The organism is Bradyrhizobium manausense (assembly GCF_001440035.1).
Lineage (GTDB): Bacteria > Pseudomonadota > Alphaproteobacteria > Rhizobiales > Xanthobacteraceae > Bradyrhizobium > Bradyrhizobium manausense.
On the sequence record NZ_LJYG01000108.1, the window covers coordinates 703,537 to 721,223 of the forward strand.

Annotated in this window: 17 protein-coding genes and 1 pseudogene; 10 read left to right on the forward strand and 8 right to left on the reverse strand. The window is 64.4% G+C overall.

The window, feature by feature from the left end; genetic code table 11:
* The 4 genes and pseudogenes from AOQ71_RS33485 to AOQ71_RS33500 form a co-directional block, all read right to left on the reverse strand.
* A pseudogene (locus tag AOQ71_RS33485) lies at positions 1 to 1,037 on the reverse strand (GGDEF domain-containing protein); the annotation flags it as partial.
* Positions 1,038 to 1,266: 229 nt separating this feature from the next.
* A complete protein-coding gene (gene rpsI / locus AOQ71_RS33490; RefSeq protein WP_057756279.1) occupies positions 1,267 to 1,749 on the reverse strand; it encodes a 30S ribosomal protein S9 in 483 nt (160 codons plus the stop codon).
* 2 nt (positions 1,750 to 1,751) lie between these two features.
* Positions 1,752 to 2,216, reverse strand: a complete 465-nt coding sequence (rplM, locus tag AOQ71_RS33495; RefSeq protein WP_057756282.1) for a 50S ribosomal protein L13 — start codon at positions 2,214 to 2,216, stop codon at positions 1,752 to 1,754.
* A 158-nt stretch (positions 2,217 to 2,374) separates the two neighbouring features.
* Positions 2,375 to 2,803 (reverse strand): PaaI family thioesterase, encoded by a 429-nt coding sequence (locus AOQ71_RS33500; protein WP_057756285.1) that lies wholly within the window; start codon positions 2,801 to 2,803, stop codon positions 2,375 to 2,377.
* 86 nt (positions 2,804 to 2,889) lie between these two features.
* On the opposite strand from AOQ71_RS33500, the gene AOQ71_RS33505 reads away from it, so the two are divergent.
* From AOQ71_RS33505 to AOQ71_RS33520, 4 genes are all read left to right on the forward strand, one after another.
* Positions 2,890 to 3,714 (forward strand): enoyl-CoA hydratase, encoded by an 825-nt coding sequence (locus AOQ71_RS33505; RefSeq protein WP_057756288.1) that lies wholly within the window; start codon positions 2,890 to 2,892, stop codon positions 3,712 to 3,714.
* A gap of 100 nt (positions 3,715 to 3,814) precedes the next feature.
* Entirely contained in the window at positions 3,815 to 4,399 is a 585-nt protein-coding gene (locus AOQ71_RS33510; protein WP_057756291.1) for a CoA-binding protein, read from the forward strand.
* A 137-nt stretch (positions 4,400 to 4,536) separates the two neighbouring features.
* Positions 4,537 to 5,817 (forward strand): O-acetylhomoserine aminocarboxypropyltransferase, encoded by a 1,281-nt coding sequence (locus AOQ71_RS33515; protein WP_057756761.1) that lies wholly within the window; start codon positions 4,537 to 4,539, stop codon positions 5,815 to 5,817.
* Positions 5,818 to 5,976: 159 nt separating this feature from the next.
* Positions 5,977 to 6,312, forward strand: a complete 336-nt coding sequence (locus tag AOQ71_RS33520) for a hypothetical protein (RefSeq protein WP_057756764.1) — start codon at positions 5,977 to 5,979, stop codon at positions 6,310 to 6,312.
* Here the strand turns inward: AOQ71_RS33520 and AOQ71_RS33525 are convergent, their stop codons facing one another.
* On the reverse strand, positions 6,313 to 7,395 hold the full coding sequence (locus AOQ71_RS33525) for a COX15/CtaA family protein (RefSeq protein ID WP_057756294.1): 1,083 nt from the start codon (positions 7,393 to 7,395) through the stop codon (positions 6,313 to 6,315).
* A gap of 109 nt (positions 7,396 to 7,504) precedes the next feature.
* Between AOQ71_RS33525 and AOQ71_RS33530 the strand changes: the two genes are divergently transcribed.
* The gene (locus tag AOQ71_RS33530; RefSeq protein ID WP_057756297.1) at positions 7,505 to 7,714 is read left to right on the forward strand and encodes a DUF2842 domain-containing protein; all 210 of its coding nucleotides are present in this window, start codon (positions 7,505 to 7,507) and stop codon (positions 7,712 to 7,714) included.
* Positions 7,715 to 7,769: 55 nt separating this feature from the next.
* Here AOQ71_RS33530 and AOQ71_RS33535 read toward each other — a convergent pair whose 3' ends face one another.
* Positions 7,770 to 8,813: a polysaccharide deacetylase family protein gene (locus AOQ71_RS33535; RefSeq protein WP_057756301.1), complete on the reverse strand. Its 1,044-nt coding sequence runs from the start codon at positions 8,811 to 8,813 to the stop codon at positions 7,770 to 7,772.
* A gap of 130 nt (positions 8,814 to 8,943) precedes the next feature.
* On the opposite strand from AOQ71_RS33535, the gene AOQ71_RS33540 reads away from it, so the two are divergent.
* A complete protein-coding gene (locus AOQ71_RS33540) occupies positions 8,944 to 10,125 on the forward strand; it encodes a GNAT family N-acetyltransferase (protein WP_057756304.1) in 1,182 nt (393 codons plus the stop codon).
* 110 nt (positions 10,126 to 10,235) lie between these two features.
* Here AOQ71_RS33540 and AOQ71_RS33545 read toward each other — a convergent pair whose 3' ends face one another.
* A complete protein-coding gene (locus AOQ71_RS33545) occupies positions 10,236 to 12,443 on the reverse strand; it encodes a GumC family protein (protein ID WP_057756307.1) in 2,208 nt (735 codons plus the stop codon).
* 195 nt (positions 12,444 to 12,638) lie between these two features.
* Between AOQ71_RS33545 and AOQ71_RS33550 the strand changes: the two genes are divergently transcribed.
* The 3 genes from AOQ71_RS33550 (at position 12,639) to AOQ71_RS33560 (ending at position 16,838) form a co-directional block, all read left to right on the forward strand.
* Positions 12,639 to 13,772 (forward strand): glycosyltransferase family 4 protein, encoded by a 1,134-nt coding sequence (locus AOQ71_RS33550; RefSeq protein ID WP_057756765.1) that lies wholly within the window; start codon positions 12,639 to 12,641, stop codon positions 13,770 to 13,772.
* Positions 13,773 to 13,888: 116 nt separating this feature from the next.
* Positions 13,889 to 15,436, forward strand: coding sequence for an undecaprenyl-phosphate glucose phosphotransferase (locus AOQ71_RS33555; protein ID WP_083514667.1), 1,548 nt, complete (start codon positions 13,889 to 13,891; stop codon positions 15,434 to 15,436).
* A 145-nt stretch (positions 15,437 to 15,581) separates the two neighbouring features.
* On the forward strand, positions 15,582 to 16,838 hold the full coding sequence (locus AOQ71_RS33560) for an O-antigen ligase family protein (RefSeq protein ID WP_057756310.1): 1,257 nt from the start codon (positions 15,582 to 15,584) through the stop codon (positions 16,836 to 16,838).
* Here AOQ71_RS33560 and AOQ71_RS33565 read toward each other — a convergent pair.
* Positions 16,807 to 17,283: a MarR family transcriptional regulator gene (locus tag AOQ71_RS33565; RefSeq protein WP_057756313.1), complete on the reverse strand. Its 477-nt coding sequence runs from the start codon at positions 17,281 to 17,283 to the stop codon at positions 16,807 to 16,809. The two genes, AOQ71_RS33560 and AOQ71_RS33565, sit on opposite strands and share 32 nt — an antisense overlap.
* A gap of 148 nt (positions 17,284 to 17,431) precedes the next feature.
* On the opposite strand from AOQ71_RS33565, the gene AOQ71_RS49025 reads away from it, so the two are divergent.
* Positions 17,432 to 17,687, forward strand: a 256-nt coding sequence (locus AOQ71_RS49025; protein ID WP_245317304.1) for an FAD-dependent oxidoreductase, incomplete at its 3' end; no start/stop codon positions are given.

A 17,687-nucleotide genomic window follows, 5' to 3' on the forward strand; every position in this document is an offset into this window, starting at 1 on the left:
CCCGCCACGCCGATGCTGACGGTGGTGTCGACAGGGCCCTCCTCGACCACGACGCCTGATGTCTCGAACGCCTCGCGCACGCGCTCGGCGACCAGCACGCCTTCCTCGAGCGCGCAGGGAAGCAGCGCGGCGAATTCCTCACCGCCGATGCGGCCAGACAGGTCCGAGATGCGCAAATTGTTGACGACGATGGTCGAGAACAGTTTCAGCATCTCGTCGCCGGCGGGATGGCCGAAGCGGTCGTTGATCGACTTGAAATGGTCGATGTCGAAGATCATCACCGTGACAGGGCGGCCGCCCTTGGCCTCGCGGTCGATCATCCTTGCGCAGGCTTCCGAGAAGCCGCGGCGGTTGAGCATGCCGGTCAAGGGATCGGTCGACGCCGCGGTGCGGTGCGCGGTCACGGTGCGCTCCGACACCAGCATGAAGATCACGAACACGGTGCCGACGGCATAGAGGATGAGTTCGACCGCGAATACGGTGACCCATACGCTGGCGGAGAAGCCGGCATCGTGCGGCCGCAGGAAGCTGCCGATCAGGATCGGCAGCATCAGCACACAGCCGTGCATGACCGGCACGACGAAGGCCGGCCAGCGCCGTTGCAGGCTCTTGCGCCGCTCCACCCAGAGCTCGCTCGCGGTCAGGGCCGCATAGACCGAGACGATGCCGGCGCCGATGATCATGCGCAGCATCGAGGCGGTGGGATCGAGCAGCGTGGCGGCCGCGACCCAGGCCAGTGCGCCGAATACGAGACCCGGCCAGTTCGGCTTGCGGCCGTGGAAGACGCGCGCCGCGTTCCACACCATGCCGCAGGCGACAAAGCCGACCGCGTTCAAGGCGAGATAGAGATACGGGCCGAGCTTGTCGCCGGTCGCGGTCCACAGCGCGACAGAGGACGCGCCGAGCAGATAGGCGCTGCCCCACCATTTCAGCGCGGGGCTGTTCTCCTTTTTGCCGAAAAACACCATCATGGCGCCGAGCAATGCGGCGACCATCGTGGCGACCAAATAGAGCGTGATGCTATCGAGCGACATCATGTCGGCCCCCTTCTAATCATAGCAGTTACGCGATCGGCCCAGCCGACTTGCGCGCCCTTCCAGATGCGACGCTAGGTCCGGCGAGTTCCATTCAGGTTTTCACGCGGGCCCAAGTTTTCGGGAAACACGCGCTCAATTTGCGTACAAACGAACAACAAAAAAGGCGCTGAAATCAGCGCCTTTTTGCTTCTCATTGAAGCCGCTTTCGCGGCGAATGTGACCGAAGCGATTAACGCTTCGAGAACTGGAAGGACCGGCGGGCCTTGGCCTTGCCGTACTTCTTACGCTCGACCACGCGCGAGTCGCGGGTGAGGAAGCCGCCCTTCTTGAGCACGCTGCGCAGCTCGGGCTCGAAATAGGTCAGAGCCTTGGAGATGCCGTGACGCACGGCGCCAGCCTGGCCGGACAGACCGCCGCCAGCGACCGTGCAGATCACGTCGTACTGGCCCGAACGCTGGGCCACGGAGAACGGCTGCTCGATCATCATGCGCAGCACGGGACGAGCGAAATAGACCTCGACCTCGCGCGAATTGACCGTGACCTTGCCGGCGCCCGGCTTGATCCAGACGCGGGCCACCGCGTCCTTGCGCTTGCCGGTGGCGTAGGCGCGGTTGAACTTGTCGACCTTCTTCTCGTGCTTGGGCGCATCGGGCGCGACGGCTGCGGTCTTGAGCTGCGAGAGCTGGTCGAGCGACTGAATGGATTCGGCCATGATTATGCGGCCCTCGTGTTCTTGCGGTTCAACTTGGCGATATCAAGCTTCTCGGGCGTCTGGGCCTCGTGCGGATGATCGGCACCGCCGTAGACGCGGAGGTTGCCCATCTGGACGCGACCGAGCGGACCACGCGGGATCATGCGCTCGACGGCCTTCTCGAGCACGCGCTCGGGGTGACGGCCCTCGAGGATCTGGCGCGCGGTGCGCTCCTTGACGTGGCCGACATAGCCGGTGTGCTTGTAATAGGTCTTCTGCTCGCGCTTGCGACCGGTGAGGACGGCATGCTGCGCGTTGATGATGATGACGTTGTCGCCGCAATCAACGTGCGGGGTGTAGGTCGGGAGGTGCTTGCCGCGCAGACGCATGGCGACGATGGTGGCGAGACGGCCGACGACCAGACCCTTGGCGTCGATCAGCACCCACTTCTTCGTCACCTCGGCCGGCTTTGCCGAAAAGGTTTTCATGTCAGAGTTTCCGTGGACGGGGAATAGCGGCGCGAACACCACGCCGGACTGGGCCGGTTTCTAGAGAAGAGACGCGCAACGGTCAATGCCCGATGATCGAATTTACGTAAATAGAATCAACGACTTAAAAATATGGTGCGATATTACCTGCGAAAAGCTCAAACATTTGGAATGGAATAGGTCGAGGTGACATGGGCGATGGGATCCGGCGACGTCCCGGACAGCAACTTGACCTCCCCGACCGCAAGGCGCTTGCCGAGCTTGAGCAGGCGGGCCTCGGCCAGCACGTCCTGACCGGGCTGGCCCTTACGCAGGAAGTTGATGTTGAGATTGGTGGTCACCGCGAGTCCGATCGGCCCGATCGCTGACAGCAGCACCACGTACATGGCGAAATCGGCGAGCGCCATCAGCGTTGGGCCGGATACGGTTCCACCCGGCCGCAGCATCTTCTCGCCGTAGCGCTGGCGTAAAAGGCAGGTCTGGCCGTCCGCGCTCTCGATCGTAATGTCGTCGCCGCTGAAGGCCTGGGGGAATTCGTCGCGGAGAAACTGCTCGAGCTCCGCCACGCTCATTTTCGCTGCCGCCATGCCGTTCCCCACCCTCGCTTCACGTCGCCTGCTACACTAGGTTATCTGCATCATCTAACCGCAATAATCCAATCGGAAACGCCACGATGTCCACCCAGGCCGCCCGCGCCCCCGCTCCTCATCAGCCAATTCTGCTGCGCGAAATGGTCGGGCCCATCGCTGTGCTGACCTTGAACCGGCCGGCGGCGCGCAACAGCCTGTCGACGACGATGATCGCCGCCCTGCATGCAGAGCTCGATGATATCGGCAACGACAAGGCCGTCCGGGCCGTCGTGCTCGCGGCCAATGGTGCCGCCTTCTCGGCGGGTCACGACATGAAGGAACTGACCGCCCGCCGCAGCGATCCGGACCGCGGCCGCGCCTTCTTCGCCCAGACCATGAATGCCTGTAGCGCGATGATGCAGGCGATCGTGCATTTGCCCAAGCCCGTGGTTGCTGCCGTCCAGGGCATTGCGACGGCGGCCGGCTGCCAGCTCGTCGCGAGCTGCGATCTTGCGATCGCCTCGGAAGCGGCGAGTTTCGCCACGCCCGGTGTCGACATCGGTCTGTTCTGCTCGACGCCGATGGTGGCGCTGTCGCGCAACGTGCCGCGCAAGCAGGCGATGGAGATGCTGCTGACAGGCGAGCCGGTCCCAGCTGCGCGCGCCCGCGAGATCGGCCTCGTCAATCGCGTGGTCGCCGCCGGCACCGAACGCGACGCCGCCATTGCGCTGGCGCAACAGGTCGCGCTGAAATCCGCCTACACCGTCAAGCTCGGCAAGGAGGCGTTCTACCGCCAGGCCGAGATGAGCCTTGCCGACGCCTATCGCTATGCGGCAGAGGTGATGACCGAGAACATGATGGCCCGCGATGCCGAAGAAGGCATCGGCGCCTTCATCGAGAAGCGCACGCCGACCTGGCGGGATGAGTGACACTCTAGCATCGTCATTCCGGGGCCTCGCAGAGCCGAACCCGGAATCTCGAGATTCCGGGCTCGCGCTATCGCGCGCCCCGGAATGACGGAAAGAAACCATGAATCACGACGCCTATCCCGACAATTACATCCGCGGCATCCTCAACAGTGTGAAGTCGATCGCCATGGTCGGCGCCTCGCCGGTCAACGTGCGGCCGAGCTATTTCGCGTTCAAATATCTGGCGCAGCGCGGCTACGATATGATCCCGATCAACCCTGGACATGTCGGCAAGGAGCTGCTCGGAAAGCCCTTCGTCGCCTCGCTTCGCGACATCGGCCGCCCCGTCGACATGATCGACATTTTCCGCAACTCCAGCCACATCATGCCAGTGGTCGAGGAGGCGCTGACGCTCGACCCGCTGCCGAAGGTGATCTGGATGCAGCTTGGCGCGCGTGACGATGCGGCAGCTGAAAAGGCGGAAGCGGCCGGTATCAAGGTCGTGATGAACCGTTGCCCCAAGATCGAATATGGCCGGCTGTCGTCCGAGATCTCCTGGATGGGCGTCAATTCACGCACGCTCTCCTCCAAGCGCGCGCCGGCGCCGACGCAGGGCATGCGCCTCTCCCTCAACCGGATGAGCGTCGGCGGTGGCGACACCGCGGCCTCCGATCGCGCAGCCAAGAACAAGAGCGAGCAAAGCTGACGCACTTGCGAAGGATTCGTTTCGCGAACGCGTCGATGCGTAGCACGATCGTTGCGATGTGAAGCCGCGGCTTGACGCCGACCGCGGTGCCGATCAGCATGCCGCGCGATTTCAGACCACAAGAACAGGACGCCTCAATGAGCGATCGCCTTCCGGGATTTTCCACCCTCGCCGTGCATGCCGGTGCACAGCCCGACCCGACCACCGGTGCACGCGCCACTCCGATTTATCAGACAACCTCGTTCGTCTTTAACGACGCCGACCACGCCGCCTCGCTGTTCGGCCTGCAGGCCTTCGGCAACATCTATACCCGCATCGGCAACCCGACCAACGCGGTGCTGGAGGAGCGCGTTGCCGCGCTCGAGGGCGGCACGGCCGCGCTTGCGGTCGCTTCGGGCCATGCCGCCCAGGTCGTGGTTTTGCAGCAATTGCTCCAGCCCGGCGACGAATTCATCGCCGCGCGAAAACTCTATGGCGGCTCGATCAACCAGTTCACGCATGCGTTCAAGAGCTTTGGCTGGAACGTGGTGTGGGCCGATCCCGACGATATCGCGAGCTTCGAGCGCGCGGTGACGCCGCGCACCAAGGCGATCTTCATCGAGTCCATCGCCAATCCCGCCGGCAGCATCACCGACATCGAGGCGATCTCGTCGGTGGCGCGCAAGGCCGGCGTGCCGCTGATCGTCGACAACACCCTGGCCTCGCCCTATCTGATCCGCCCAATCGATCACGGCGCCGACATCGTGGTGCACTCATTGACCAAATTTCTGGGCGGTCACGGCAACTCGCTCGGCGGCATCATCGTCGATGCCGGCACCTTCGATTGGTCGACCGGCGGCAAATATCCGATGCTGTCGGAACCGCGCCCCGAATATCATGGCATCCGCCTGCAGGAGACCTTTGGCAATTTCGCCTTCGCGATCGCCTGCCGCGTGCTCGGCTTACGCGACCTTGGCCCTGCGCTGTCGCCGTTCAACGCCTTCATGATCCTGACCGGCATCGAGACCCTGCCGCTGCGCATGCAGAAGCACTGCGACAACGCCAGGGCGGTCGCCGAATTCCTCGCCGGCCATCCGGCGGTGGCTTCGGTGAGCTATGCGGGCCTTCCGAGTGACAAGTACAACCAGCTCGCACGCAAATATGCGCCGAAGGGCGCAGGCGCGGTGTTCACCTTCAGCCTCAAGGGCGGCTACGACGCCGGCGTCAATCTGGTGTCGAAGCTGCAGCTGTTCTCGCACCTCGCCAATGTCGGCGACACCCGCTCGCTTGTCATCCACCCGGCCTCGACCACCCATAGCCAGCTCGACGACGCCGCCAAGGTGAAGTCCGGCGCCGGTCCTGATGTGGTTCGGCTCTCGATCGGCATCGAGGACAAGGAAGACCTGATCGCCGACCTGGAGCAGGCGCTGGGCGCGTAACATCCTGTCGTTCCGGGGCGGTGCGAAGCACCGAACCCGAAACCTCGAGATTCCGGGTTCGGGCTTTCGCGCGCCCCGGAATGACGATTTGCTTAACAGTCATTAACCATCCCTGCCCCATACATCATCCCTGGATCGCCCCTTGATTCGGAGCCGATGATGCTGCGCTGGATGGTACCTGCCCTTGCGGCAACGCTGACGGCCTCGGCAGCGTTTGCCGCCGACTTGCCGTCCCATCCGAAGCGAAGGGCCGCAGCTCCGCCGCCAAGGGTCTATGTCGAGACCGATCCGGACGCGCTGATCTCGCCCGCGGATGGCATCGGCAGTTACGTCAGCAATCTGCCGGGCACCCCGCTGTTGCCGGGCTCGCATACGTTGCCGGGCTATTACGGTCGCCCCTGGAGCTACGACTATCAGGGCGGGTATTACGGCGGGAAGCAGGTCGATTATTTCTGGCGCCTGCCCTATGCGTGCGGCGTCTACGGCTATTGCTGATCAGCCGGGCTGTCCCACCGGAACCGCGCGCGGCTGCGCTTCCGCGTTCTGCCGCGACGCCAGCCGCTCCGCCTGCATCACCGCCAATGTCAGCACGGTGATCGCGACCGCCTGGTGCGAGAGCGCCAGATCAATCGGCACCTGGTTGAGCAGCGTGAGGATGCCGAGCACCACCTGCAAGCTGACCGCCGCGAACAGCCCGAGCGCCCCCCGCGTTGCCGCGCCTGCGCGCGAGCGTAGCGCGTCGAACGCATGCAGCGCCGCCAGCGTGAACAGCAGATAGGCCGTCATCCGGTGCTCGAACTGCACCGTCAGCACATTGTCGAACATATTGCGCCACCACGGCGTCTCGAACCACAGCCGCTCGACCGATGGAATGAACGCGCCGTCGATCTGCGGCCAGGTGTTGTAGGCGCGGCCCGCGCGCAGGCCCGCGACAAGCGCCCCGAAATAGATCTGGACGAAGGTCACGACGAGCAGCAGCGCGCTGGTGATGCGCAGCCTTACAGGCGCGACAATCTGCGGCCGCTCCTCGAGCCGCCGCACCGTCCAGACGATGCCGGCGAAGATCAGCAGCGCAAGCACCAGATGTGTTGCGAGCCGATATTGCGACACCTCGACCCTTTCAGACAGTCCTGATGCCACCATCCACCAGCCGACCGCGCCCTGGAGGCCGCCGAGCGCGAACAGCAGCCACAGCCACCGCTTCAGCTCACTGGCCAAGCCGCCGCGCCACAGGAAGAACAGGAACGGCAACAGATAGGCGATGCCGATGAAGCGCCCGAGCAGCCGATGGCTCCACTCCCACCAGAAGATCTCTTTGAACTCCGACAGGCTCATCCCCGCATTGAGCTCGCGATATTGCGGGATCTTCTTGTAGGCCTCGAAGGCGTCGGTCCACTGCGCCTCCGACAGCGGCGGAATACTGCCGGTGACCGGCTTCCACTCGACGATCGACAGGCCGGATTCCGTCAGCCGTGTCGCGCCGCCGACCAGCACCATCAGCGCGATCAGGGCGGCCACGGAGATCAGCCACCAGCGCACGGCGCGATGCGGATGGGTTGGGGCGGAAATCGTCGTCATTTCAGGGACAAACCAAGCCTTGTCACTAACGGACTTGAACCGGACTGCGTGCCCCTTATAGTCCCCCGCTCCCGCAGCGCAAGTTACGCGAAAGCCGCAAGTCCCCGCCATGACGATCCGCACCCGCAAGTTCCTCGGCGCCATTCTGCTGCTGGTGCTGGCCACAGTCTGGGCCCTGCTCGGCATGGCGGCGGCGCAGATGCCGTGGATCGCCGTATCCGGCTGGCGTCAGGCGATCTACTACGTGGTGGTCGGCATGGGCTGGGTGCTTCCGGCCATGCCGATCGTGAGCTGGATGCAGCGGCCGGACCGGGCGTAATCGCGCAAACGCGCTTGCACGTTTGACGGCTGCAAAGGCTCTCACCATCGTTGCGTCAGCTCGTAGCGCTGCCCGTCGGTTTCACCGGTGCGAAGGCAATGCCCGACACCAGCACCCGCATCATGCGCAGCGAGCGCACCCGTCCGTCCCAGGAGATCCGCGGCAACGCCCGCAGATTGGTGCGCCCTTGCGCATCCACGATACCCGGGATGGTCGATACCGCGCTGGCAAAGCCCGCCTCTTCCGCCATCACGACGTGGCTGCGCCGGAATGAGGACCGATCGCCGAACGGATATGCCAGGTGCCTGACCTCACGGCGAAACGCGGCTTCCGCCACCGCCTTGCCCATCGTCATCTCGCGCAGCGCCGCCGCATCCTTCATGTTGGCGAGGTTGGGATAGTTCACGGTCGCACTGCCGATCGTGACCAGCGGATCGGCAGCCAGCCTCGCCAGATCCTCCCAATCCATCGACGCCTCGCGCGAGAGTGCAGCGAGATCGATGCTGTAGCGTGTGCAGAGATCGGCAATCGCGGCCGAGAGATCCGCCGGCGGCAGCGAGCGCAGCCAACCCTCGAGATGCCAAAACAGGGCCTGTTTCTCGGCATTATCAGTGATGGTGAAGCGCTGTTCCTTGTCGCCCATCATCAGGCTGATCCGGCTCTCGCGCGCGATCACCTGCTCGAGCCCAAGCCACCACGCTTCTCCAACGCCGTCGGGAAAGGCGGTCGGAACATAGAGCGTGAACGGCACGGCGTGGCGCGTCAGCACCGGATAGGCAAAGCTGATGAGGTCCTTGGGCGCGCCATCGAAGGTGAGTGCCACGAAGCGCCGCTTCTCCGGCAACGTCACCGCGCGCCGACAAACCTCGTCCATGCCGAGAAACTCATAGTCCCAGCGCTTCAGCGCACGAATGGCACGATCGAGGAATTGTGGCGTGATCTCGTGTTCGCGCAACGGCTGGAACGCGCCGCTTCGCCGCGGCCGCACGTGCTCGAAGCGCAGGATGGCGCCCGCGCCGCGGCTGCGCAGCAAGGGTCGGCCCGAGAACCAGGCCAGTTCGAGCCGCAACCGCTGCACCCATCTGCCGTCGGACGCCAATACCCCACCTTCGCCTTTGCCGGCAGCCTGTTCCCTGCCCCATTGTCATTACCCTTTGTTGACATTTATTTGCAAAGGTCGGCCACAGGCCGAAATACGTATTTTTTCGCTTTCTCGACAGGTTTCGCGCATGACCATGGCTGCGGCGATGCAAAGCCGGACGGCGGAATCGCCAGCGCGGTCCAAAGCCAGCCGTATTGCGCATGTCGATATCGTCGCCGATCTCGGTGAAGCCGAGAGAGTCTGGCGCGCGCTCGAGGAGCCCGGCCACCTCTTCACGCCCTATCAGCGGTTCGATCTCCTGGGCACCTGGCAACGATCGGTCGGGGAGCACGAAGGCGCCCGCCCCTTCATCGTGATCGCGCGCGATGCCGAGCAGAACCCGCTCGCCCTGCTTCCGCTGGCATTGCGCCGAGGTCACGGCGTGCGCACGGCCTGCTTCATGGGCGGCAAGCATACGACCTTCAACATGGGACTGTGGAACGCCGAGTTCGCAGCACAAGCCGTCGCTAGCGACCTCGACGCGTTGATCGCACCGCTGCGCAACCGGGTCGACGTCCTCGCGCTGACGCAGCAACCGAAGCGCTGGCACGATCAGCAAAATCCGTTCGCATTCCTGCCGCAGCAGAGCGCAATCAACGGCTGCCCGGTACTGGTCATGGAGCCAGGCGGCCCGCCCGCATCGCGGATCAGCAATTCCTTCCGCCGCCGGCTCAAGAGCAAGGAGAAGAAGCTCCAGGCGCTTGCCGGCTACCGCTATCACCTCGCCACATCGGACGCGGACGTCACCCGCCTGCTCGACTGGTTCTTCCGCGTCAAACCGGCGCGGATGGCTGAGCAGAAGCTGCCCAACGTCTTCGCCGAGCCCATCGTCGAGAAATTCATCCGCAGCGCCTGCCTGGCACCGCGCGGCGAAGGGCACGTCATCGACATTCATGCGCTGGAATGCGACGATGAGGTGATCGCGATCTTCGCCGGCGTTGCCGACGGCCAGCGCTTCTCGATGATGTTCAACACCTACACGATGTCGGAGCACGCCCGCTACAGCCCGGGCCTGATCCTGGTGCGCTACATCATCGATCGCTACGGCGAGCGCGGCTACCGTTCCCTCGACCTCGGCATCGGATCGGACGACTACAAGCGCATGTTCTGCAAGGATGACGAGGACATCTTCGACAGCTTCGTGCCCCTGACCCCGCGCGGTAGGCTCGCGGCCGCGGCGATGTCCTCGATCAACCACGGCAAGCGCCTGGTGAAGCAGAACCAGATGCTGTTCGACCTGGCCCGACGGCTAAGGCAGGCGTTCGGGTAGCGACGAATTGTCGTAGGGTGGGCAAAGCGAAGCGTGCCCACGTTCTGCGCGCGATCGGAGAGAGTGGTGGGGCAGCGCAAGCGCGCCTTTGCCCACTGAGGTAAGATCACTTATGCCGCCACCACGCGCGCAGTCTCGCCGGCGTTCGACGGCTGCACGGGCCGGCTCAACATCGTCACCTCGCTGAAGCCGACGGCCTTGAGCTGTTCGCACATGAGCGTACGCGCATCAGCCTCCATCGACGTGTCGGGGACCACGACAGCGCGGGCATTCGTCGTCAAGAGTTCTGCCGGCAATTCGGAAGCGCCACCGGCGTCGAGTAGCACGTAATCGTAAGCGCGCAGCAACGCATCGATTGCGAGCGTCACCCGCGGCGACTGGAGCAGGCTTTGGTCGAAGCCTGGACGACCGGCCAGGACGAGATGCAGCCGCGAGAATTTGTCGCGCGTAATGATCTGCGCGAACGAGGCCTGCCCCTGCATCAGCTCGGCAAGACCGGGCGACACCGGATCGACCGACACCGCTGATATCGTCGGCGAGGATGCGGCGAGATCGACCACGACGACGCGCGCCTCGCGTGCCAGATGCCGTGCGAGCGTCAGCGCCGACAGCGTGATCGCCTCGCCCGATGCGGTGCCGAGCACGGTGACCTTCTTCGCAGCTGCACCGGCAGCCCTCAGGCTCTCGGCCAGCTGTCCGATTTCGGCCAATTCGCTGACGTCGGCATCATCAGTCATCTCCGGCTGGAGCGGTGCCGCAACCGTCTCCACCGGATCGACAACAGGCTCGCGACGAACCGCCGCGGGGGCGAGCGTCGCGACGGCGCGCGGCGCGGTCTGGCGCAGCAGCTCGCCGGTGACGACAACACCAGAGGACAGCAGCAGCGTCGCAAGCGTCGCGATCAGTACGATCGGAAGCTTCTTCGGATAGGCCGGCGTATTCGAGACGATGCCACGCGAGATGATGCGGCCCTCGGTCGGCGCGGTGTCGATGGTTTCGCGGGTATTGGCCTCGCGATATTTGGCAAGATAGGTCTCGAGCAGGTCGCGCTGCGCCTTGGCCTCGCGCTCGAGCGCCCGCAGCTGAACGTCCTGGCCGTTGGTCGAGGTCGCCTGCTTCTTGAGCTGCTCGAGGCTCGTGGTCAGGCCGTCGACCCTGCCGCCGGCGATCCGCGCATCGTTTTCAAGCGAGCGCGAGATTTTTGCCGCCTCGTCGCGGATCTGACCATCGAGATCGCTCAGCTGCGCTTTCAGTTCCTTGATGCGCGGATGATTGCCGAGCAGCGTGGAAGACTGTTCGGCAAGCTGGGCGCGCAGCGTTACACGCTGTTCCGACAAGCGCCGCATCAGCTCGGAGTTCACGACCTCGGACGCCTCGATCGGCTTGCCGCTCTGGAGCATCTCGCGGATCAGCCGCGCCTTGGACTCGGCGTCGGCCCTCAGCGCGCGCGCATTGTTCAGCTGAGTATTGACCTCGCCCATCTGCTGGTTCGACAGCGTGGTGTTGTTGGTGCCGACGAACAGTGACGATTTGGATCGGAAGTCCTCGACCTTGGCTTCGGCCTCGGAGACCTTTTTGCGCAGGTTCTCGATCTCGCCCGCCAGCCACTGGCTGGCGTTGCGCGCCTGGTCCTGTCGCGCATTCTGCTGGAGCACGAGATAGCCGTCGGCGATCGAATTGGCGACGCGCGCGGCGAGCTCGGGATCCTGCGACTGGAATTCGACCACGATCACGCGCGACTTGTCGACGGCATAGGCCTGAAGGCGATCATAATACGCATCGAGCACGCGCTCTTCCGGTGTCATCGAGAACGGGTCGCGGCCGACGCCGACCAGCGCCGCGAGCGATTTCAGCGGCGAGATGCCTTGCAAGACCGGGTCGAATTCCGGCCGTTCGGCCAGCTTGTTCTTCTTGATGATCTCGCGCGCGAGATCGCGCGACAGCACAAGCTGCACCTGGCTGGTGACGGCCTCGGGGTCGAGTGCCTGCCGCTCCTCCGTGCTGCGATCGCTGCTCGGCCGCAGGAAGACGTTCTCGCGGCCGTCGATCAGGATGCGCGATTCGGATTTGTAGCGCGGCGTGATGAGATTGACGATCGCGACGGAGGCGACGAGGGCCAACACCGTCGGCACGATGATCCAGCCGCGCTTGCGCGCGAGCGCGCCGCCGAGCGCATGCAGATCGATGTCACCGGATTCGGCTGGCGCCTGCCTTGCAACGATCGGCGCCGGCTTGGCTTCGACCCGGGGCTTGGTGTTCGAAACGGCTCGCTCGATGACGGCCTTGTCCTTGCCGGCACGCCAGAACGCTAAACGCATCGAACACTCCCGCAGGGCAAGCCACTCGTGTACCTCAATGAGGCCGATTACACTCCATTAAGGTTGCTGCTGGGTTAATCGCGACCTCTGGCATGCAACGCAGAAGCGTTCGTCACCGTTTGTTAACCACGAGGGGTCCTTAATCGCATCGATATTTCGAGAAACTTTGTCCAGTTTCGCGCGCTGGTTTTGATCATGCCTCCCTCTCCTGACCGGCCGCTTCGCATTCTGCACGCCGTACGCGCGCCCGTCGGAGGCATCTTCCGGCACATCCTCGACGTCGCCAACGGTCAGGTCGATCGCGGCCATCACGTCGGGATTCTCGCCGACAGCCTCACCGGTGGCGAGCGCGCGGACAAGGCGCTGGCCGAAGTTGCGCCGCGGTTGAAGCTCGGCGTGCATCGGATGGCGATCCGCCGGGAACCCTCGGTGGAGGATTTTCTGGTTTGGTTGCGCATGCGCCGCCTGATTGCCGCGCTCAAGCCCGACGTCTTGCACGGCCACGGCGCCAAGGCCGGCGCTTTCGTTCGCGCGCGGCGCCGCGCTGACGACACCATTCGCATCTACACGCCCCATGGCGGCTCGCTGCACTATCCGCTCAACACCTTGAAGGGGGAATTTTACGCGCGCCTCGAACGCTCGCTGATGGACGCGACGGATCTGTTCCTGTTCGAGAGCGCTTTTGCGCGCGACACCTACCAGCGCATCGTCGGTACGCCCAAGGGCGTGGTGCATTGCGTCTTCAACGGCGTGACGCCGGAAGAGTTCGAACCCGTCGCTATCGCCGATGACGCTACCGACCTCTGCTATGTCGGCGAGTTCAGGCACATCAAGGGCGCGGACCTCCTGGTCGACGCGGTGGCGCGGCTGCGCGAGAGCGGCAGGCAAGTCACGCTGACGCTCGGCGGCGACGGTGAGGAGACCGCGGCGCTGAAGGCGCAGGTCGAGCGGCTCGGCCTGAAGGAGGCGATCCGCTTCATCGGCCACGTCAAGGCGCGTTACGGCTTTTCCAAGGGGCGACTGCTGGTCGTCCCCTCGCGCGGCGATTCCATGCCCTATGTTGTCATCGAGGCCGGTGCGGCCGGTATTCCCATGATCGCAGCGCGCGTCGGCGGCATCCCGGAGATTTTCGGGCCCGACAGTCCGGCGCTGTTCGCCGCCAGCAACGCCGAAGCCATGGCTGAGGCGATCGCGGCCGCGCTGGACGACGCGCAGGCGACCGCGCAGCGCGCATCGATCTTGCGCGAGCGCATCTCGGCGCATTTCTCGCAAGCCGCGATGGTCGAAGGCGTGCTCGCGGGCTACCGCGATGCATTTGCCAATCATTAACCACCCTTAAGCCGGCTTTAGAGAATCTTCCGATTTGTCCGATAATCGACGCCAGGGGATTGGAAGCCCGGGGCGCCAAGCCGTGCCGCGAGCTTTTGGAATGGACGTAGACGCCCGTGGAACCGTTCAACGCACGCTCGATGCTCGATGCCGCGACCAGCGCCGCGGCCCGGCCTGCCGGGACTAATTTCGTGGAACGCCGCCGCCGGCTCACGCCGGCTGCGCTCGAGATCGTCAATCAGAAAGTCGCCCGCGCCTATTCGCCGATCGTGATTGCCGGCGTCGTGCGCGCCATCGACTTCGTGCTGCTCATCGTGGTGGGCATCGCCGTCTATGCCGGCTACGTCATGCCGCACAACGGCTTCAGCTGGGTCTATCCGTTAGAGATCGTCGCTGTCGCAGTCGCAGCCGTGGTCTGCTTCCAGGCCGCGGACATCTACCAGGTGCAGCTGTTCCGCGGCCAACTCCGGCAGATGACGCGGATGATCTCGTCCTGGTCGTTCGTCTTCCTGCTGTTCATCGGCGTCTCCTTCTTCGCCAAGTTCGGCAGCGAGGTCTCGCGGCTATGGCTCGCCGCCTTCTATTTCCTTGGCCTCGCCGCGCTGATCGCCGAGCGCCTCATCCTTCGTTCGCTGGTGCGCAGCTGGGCGCGCCAGGGCCGGCTCGATCGCCGCACCATCATCGTCGGCTCCGACAGCAACGGCGAGCAGCTGGTCGAGGCGCTGAAGGCACAGGAGGATTCCGACATCCACGTGCTCGGCGTGTTCGATGACCGCAACGACAGCCGCGCGCTCGATACCTGCGCCGGCGCGCGCAAGCTCGGCAAGGTCGACGACATCGTCGAATTCGCCCGGCGCACCCGCGTCGATCTCGTGTTGTTCGCGCTGCCCATTTCGGCGGAGACGCGCATCCTGGAGATGCTGAGGAAGCTCTGGGTGTTGCCGGTCGACATCCGTCTCTCCGCGCACACCAACAAGCTGCGCTTCCGGCCCCGTTCCTATTCCTATCTCGGCGAGGTGCCGACGCTCGACGTGTTCGAGGCACCAATCACCGATTGGGATCTGGTGATGAAATGGCTGTTCGACCGCGTCGTCGGCAGCCTCGCATTGCTTGCGGCCCTTCCCGTGATGGCGCTGGTGGCGCTGGCAGTGAAGCTCGACAGCCCCGGTCCCGTCCTGTTCCGCCAGAAGCGGTTCGGCTTCAACAATGAGCGCATCGACGTCTATAAATTCCGCTCGATGTATCACCACCAGGCCGACCCGACGGCCTCGAAGGTCGTGACCAAGAACGATCCGCGCGTCACCCGCGTCGGCCGCTTCATCCGCAAAACCAGCCTCGACGAGCTGCCGCAGCTCTTCAACGTGGTGTTTTCGGGCAATCTTTCCCTGGTCGGCCCGCGTCCACACGCGGTGCAGGGCAGGCTTCAGAGCCGGCTGTTCGACGAAGCCGTCGACGGCTATTTCGCCCGCCACCGCGTCAAGCCCGGCATCACGGGCTGGGCTCAGATCAACGGCTGGCGCGGCGAGATCGACAATGAAGAGAAGATCCAGAAGCGCGTCGAGTTCGACCTCTACTACATCGAGAACTGGTCGGTGCTGTTCGACCTCGTCATTCTCCTGAAAACGCCGCTCTCGCTGCTGACCAAGAACGAGAACGCGTATTGAGTTTCCGTCATGCCCCGGCTTGACGGGGCATCCAGTACGCCGAGGCGCCAGCCGTTTTCCGCAACAGGCGCCGCAGNNNTGGATCGGCCGGTCAAGCCGGGCGGTGACAGCGGTATTTGTGGCGTGAGATTTGCGTGAGCGTGTGATGGCGTATGCGGCAACTGCCGGTGGAATGAACGTAGCCGCACCGGCTGCGCCCGGCGTGCTTGCCCTCCAGCGCGCGCTGGTCTGGCTGGTCGGCGCCTCGGGCGCAATCGTTTTCATCGAGCCGAGCCCTTACGAGATCGCGACGCTGCTCGCCACCGTCGCCTTCTTTGCCACCGGCCTGCGCCTGCGGCTCGTGCTGATGCCGCTGGTGCTTGCCCTGGTGCTGCTCAATGTCGGCTACACCATCGGCGCGATCCCGCTGCTCGACCAGTCGGAGGTCGCAAGCTGGATCGCGACCTCCTGGTACATGGCCGTCACCGTGGTGTTCTTTGCCATGGTCATTTCCGAGGACACGGCGGCGCGGCTCGACATGCTGCGCCGTGGCCTCGCGGTCGGCGCGATGATCGCCTCGCTCTCGGCTATATCAGGCTATTTCAACCTGGTCCCCGGCGGCCACGATCTGTTGACGCTCTACGAGCGCGCTCGCGGCACGTTCAAGGACCCGAACGTGCTTGGCGCGTTCCTGATCCTGCCGGCGCTGTTTGCACTTCAGAGCGTGGTCTCGGACAAGCTCGCCAAGGCGTTCCGCAACGCCATCGCCTTTGCCATTATGTCGCTGGCGATCCTGCTCGCCTTTTCCCGCGCCGCCTGGGGCGGGCTGATCCTGACCTCGGCCTTCATGCTGGCACTGATGGTGCTGACCGGCCGCAGCAATGCCCAGCGCTCACGCATCATCGTCATGGCGATCGTCGCGGTCGTGCTGGGCCTGGCGCTGATCGCGGTGCTGCTGTCGTTCGATTCCGTCGCCGAGATGTTCAAGCAGCGCGCGAGCTTCGACCAGAGCTATGACGAAGGCCGCTTCGGCCGGTTCGGCCGCCACATCCTCGGTGCGGAGATGGCGCTCGACCTGCCGTTCGGCATCGGCCCCCTGCAATTCCACCGCTACTTCCCCGAAGACACCCACAACTCCTACCTGAACGCCTTCATGTCCGGCGGCTGGCTCTCCGGCGTCTGCTATCCGGCGCTGGTCTTCACCACCGTCATCACCGGCTTGCGCCACATCTTCGTCCGCGTGCCCTGGCAGCGCGCTTACCTCGCGGTGTTCTCCGCCTTCGTCGCCACCGTCGGCGAAAGTTTCGTGATCGACACCGACCACTGGCGCCATTTCTGGATGATGCTGGGCGCGATGTGGGGCATGATCGCGGCCGCACAGGCCTACAAGGTCAGGTCCGGCGAGGACGCTTCTTCAGCTTGAGGTCGGGCCGCTGCTCCGGCGGCGTATCAAGCAGGCCCTTCAATGCTGCGGTCGCTGCGACCACGCCCTCGTAGCCCTCATTGGCAAAACGCAGCAGCAGGCGCAGCTCCTCGTCGGTATAGGCGCTGAAGACCTTCTCCATCGCCTGCTGCATCGGCACATAGAGCTGGCCGATCCTCTTCGCGGTCTCGGGCACGACGGTGATGAAAACCTTGCGACGATCGGCCTCGTCACGCTCGCGTCGCACGAACCCTGCCTTCTCGAGCCGATCGACCACGCCGGTGATGGCGCCCGTCGTGAGCCCCGTCACCTCGGCAAGCCTGCCCGCGGTCACGCGCCCCTCGAGATAGAGAATGTCCATGCATTCGAGGTCGGAATTGGCAATTCCAGCCACGTTCGCAACGGCCTGCCCATAGAGCACGCCCTGCGCGGACGACCGTCGCATCGCCTCTTCCAATTCTCCCAGCAACGCCGCGCGCGCCTTTGCCCTTGACAAGGCCCACCTCATATCTTAGCCGATATATATCTTAGCCACTAAGAGATTTAGTGGCCTTAATTTCTCCTAGCACCACGGAAACCTCGGGAGCAAGCCAATGCCTCACCGTCCCCGCAAGGCCCTCATCATCGGCGCCGGCATTGCCGGGCCCGTCGCTGCGATCCTGCTGCGCCGCGCCGGCATCGAATCCGCGGTCTACGAAGCCTGGCCCTACTCCAAGGGCATCGGCGGCGGCCTCCAGATCGCGCCGAACGGCATGCATGTCATGGACGAGATCGGGCTTGCCGGCGAGCTGATCAGCCGCGGCTCGATCGCGGAATCCTTCGACTTCTATTCGCAAGACGGCCGACGGC

What these genes read in the sequence shown, in the direction of transcription:
- rpsI (WP_057756279.1), bottom strand. Translation starts at nt 1,749, where the DNA reads ATGGCCGAATCCATTCAGTCGCTCGACCAGCTCTCGCAGCTCAAGACC.
- rplM (WP_057756282.1), bottom strand. Translation starts at nt 2,216, where the DNA reads ATGAAAACCTTTTCGGCAAAGCCGGCCGAGGTGACGAAGAAGTGGGTG.
- AOQ71_RS33500 (WP_057756285.1), bottom strand. Translation starts at nt 2,803, where the DNA reads ATGGCGGCAGCGAAAATGAGCGTGGCGGAGCTCGAGCAGTTTCTCCGC.
- AOQ71_RS33505 (WP_057756288.1), top strand. Translation starts at nt 2,890, where the DNA reads ATGTCCACCCAGGCCGCCCGCGCCCCCGCTCCTCATCAGCCAATTCTG.
- AOQ71_RS33510 (WP_057756291.1), top strand. Translation starts at nt 3,815, where the DNA reads ATGAATCACGACGCCTATCCCGACAATTACATCCGCGGCATCCTCAAC.
- AOQ71_RS33515 (WP_057756761.1), top strand. Translation starts at nt 4,537, where the DNA reads ATGAGCGATCGCCTTCCGGGATTTTCCACCCTCGCCGTGCATGCCGGT.
- AOQ71_RS33520 (WP_057756764.1), top strand. Translation starts at nt 5,977, where the DNA reads ATGCTGCGCTGGATGGTACCTGCCCTTGCGGCAACGCTGACGGCCTCG.
- AOQ71_RS33525 (WP_057756294.1), bottom strand. Translation starts at nt 7,395, where the DNA reads ATGACGACGATTTCCGCCCCAACCCATCCGCATCGCGCCGTGCGCTGG.
- AOQ71_RS33530 (WP_057756297.1), top strand. Translation starts at nt 7,505, where the DNA reads ATGACGATCCGCACCCGCAAGTTCCTCGGCGCCATTCTGCTGCTGGTG.
- AOQ71_RS33540 (WP_057756304.1), top strand. Translation starts at nt 8,944, where the DNA reads ATGACCATGGCTGCGGCGATGCAAAGCCGGACGGCGGAATCGCCAGCG.
- AOQ71_RS33545 (WP_057756307.1), bottom strand. Translation starts at nt 12,443, where the DNA reads ATGCGTTTAGCGTTCTGGCGTGCCGGCAAGGACAAGGCCGTCATCGAG.
- AOQ71_RS33550 (WP_057756765.1), top strand. Translation starts at nt 12,639, where the DNA reads ATGCCTCCCTCTCCTGACCGGCCGCTTCGCATTCTGCACGCCGTACGC.
- AOQ71_RS33560 (WP_057756310.1), top strand. Translation starts at nt 15,582, where the DNA reads ATGGCGTATGCGGCAACTGCCGGTGGAATGAACGTAGCCGCACCGGCT.
- AOQ71_RS33565 (WP_057756313.1), bottom strand. Translation starts at nt 17,283, where the DNA reads ATGCGACGGTCGTCCGCGCAGGGCGTGCTCTATGGGCAGGCCGTTGCG.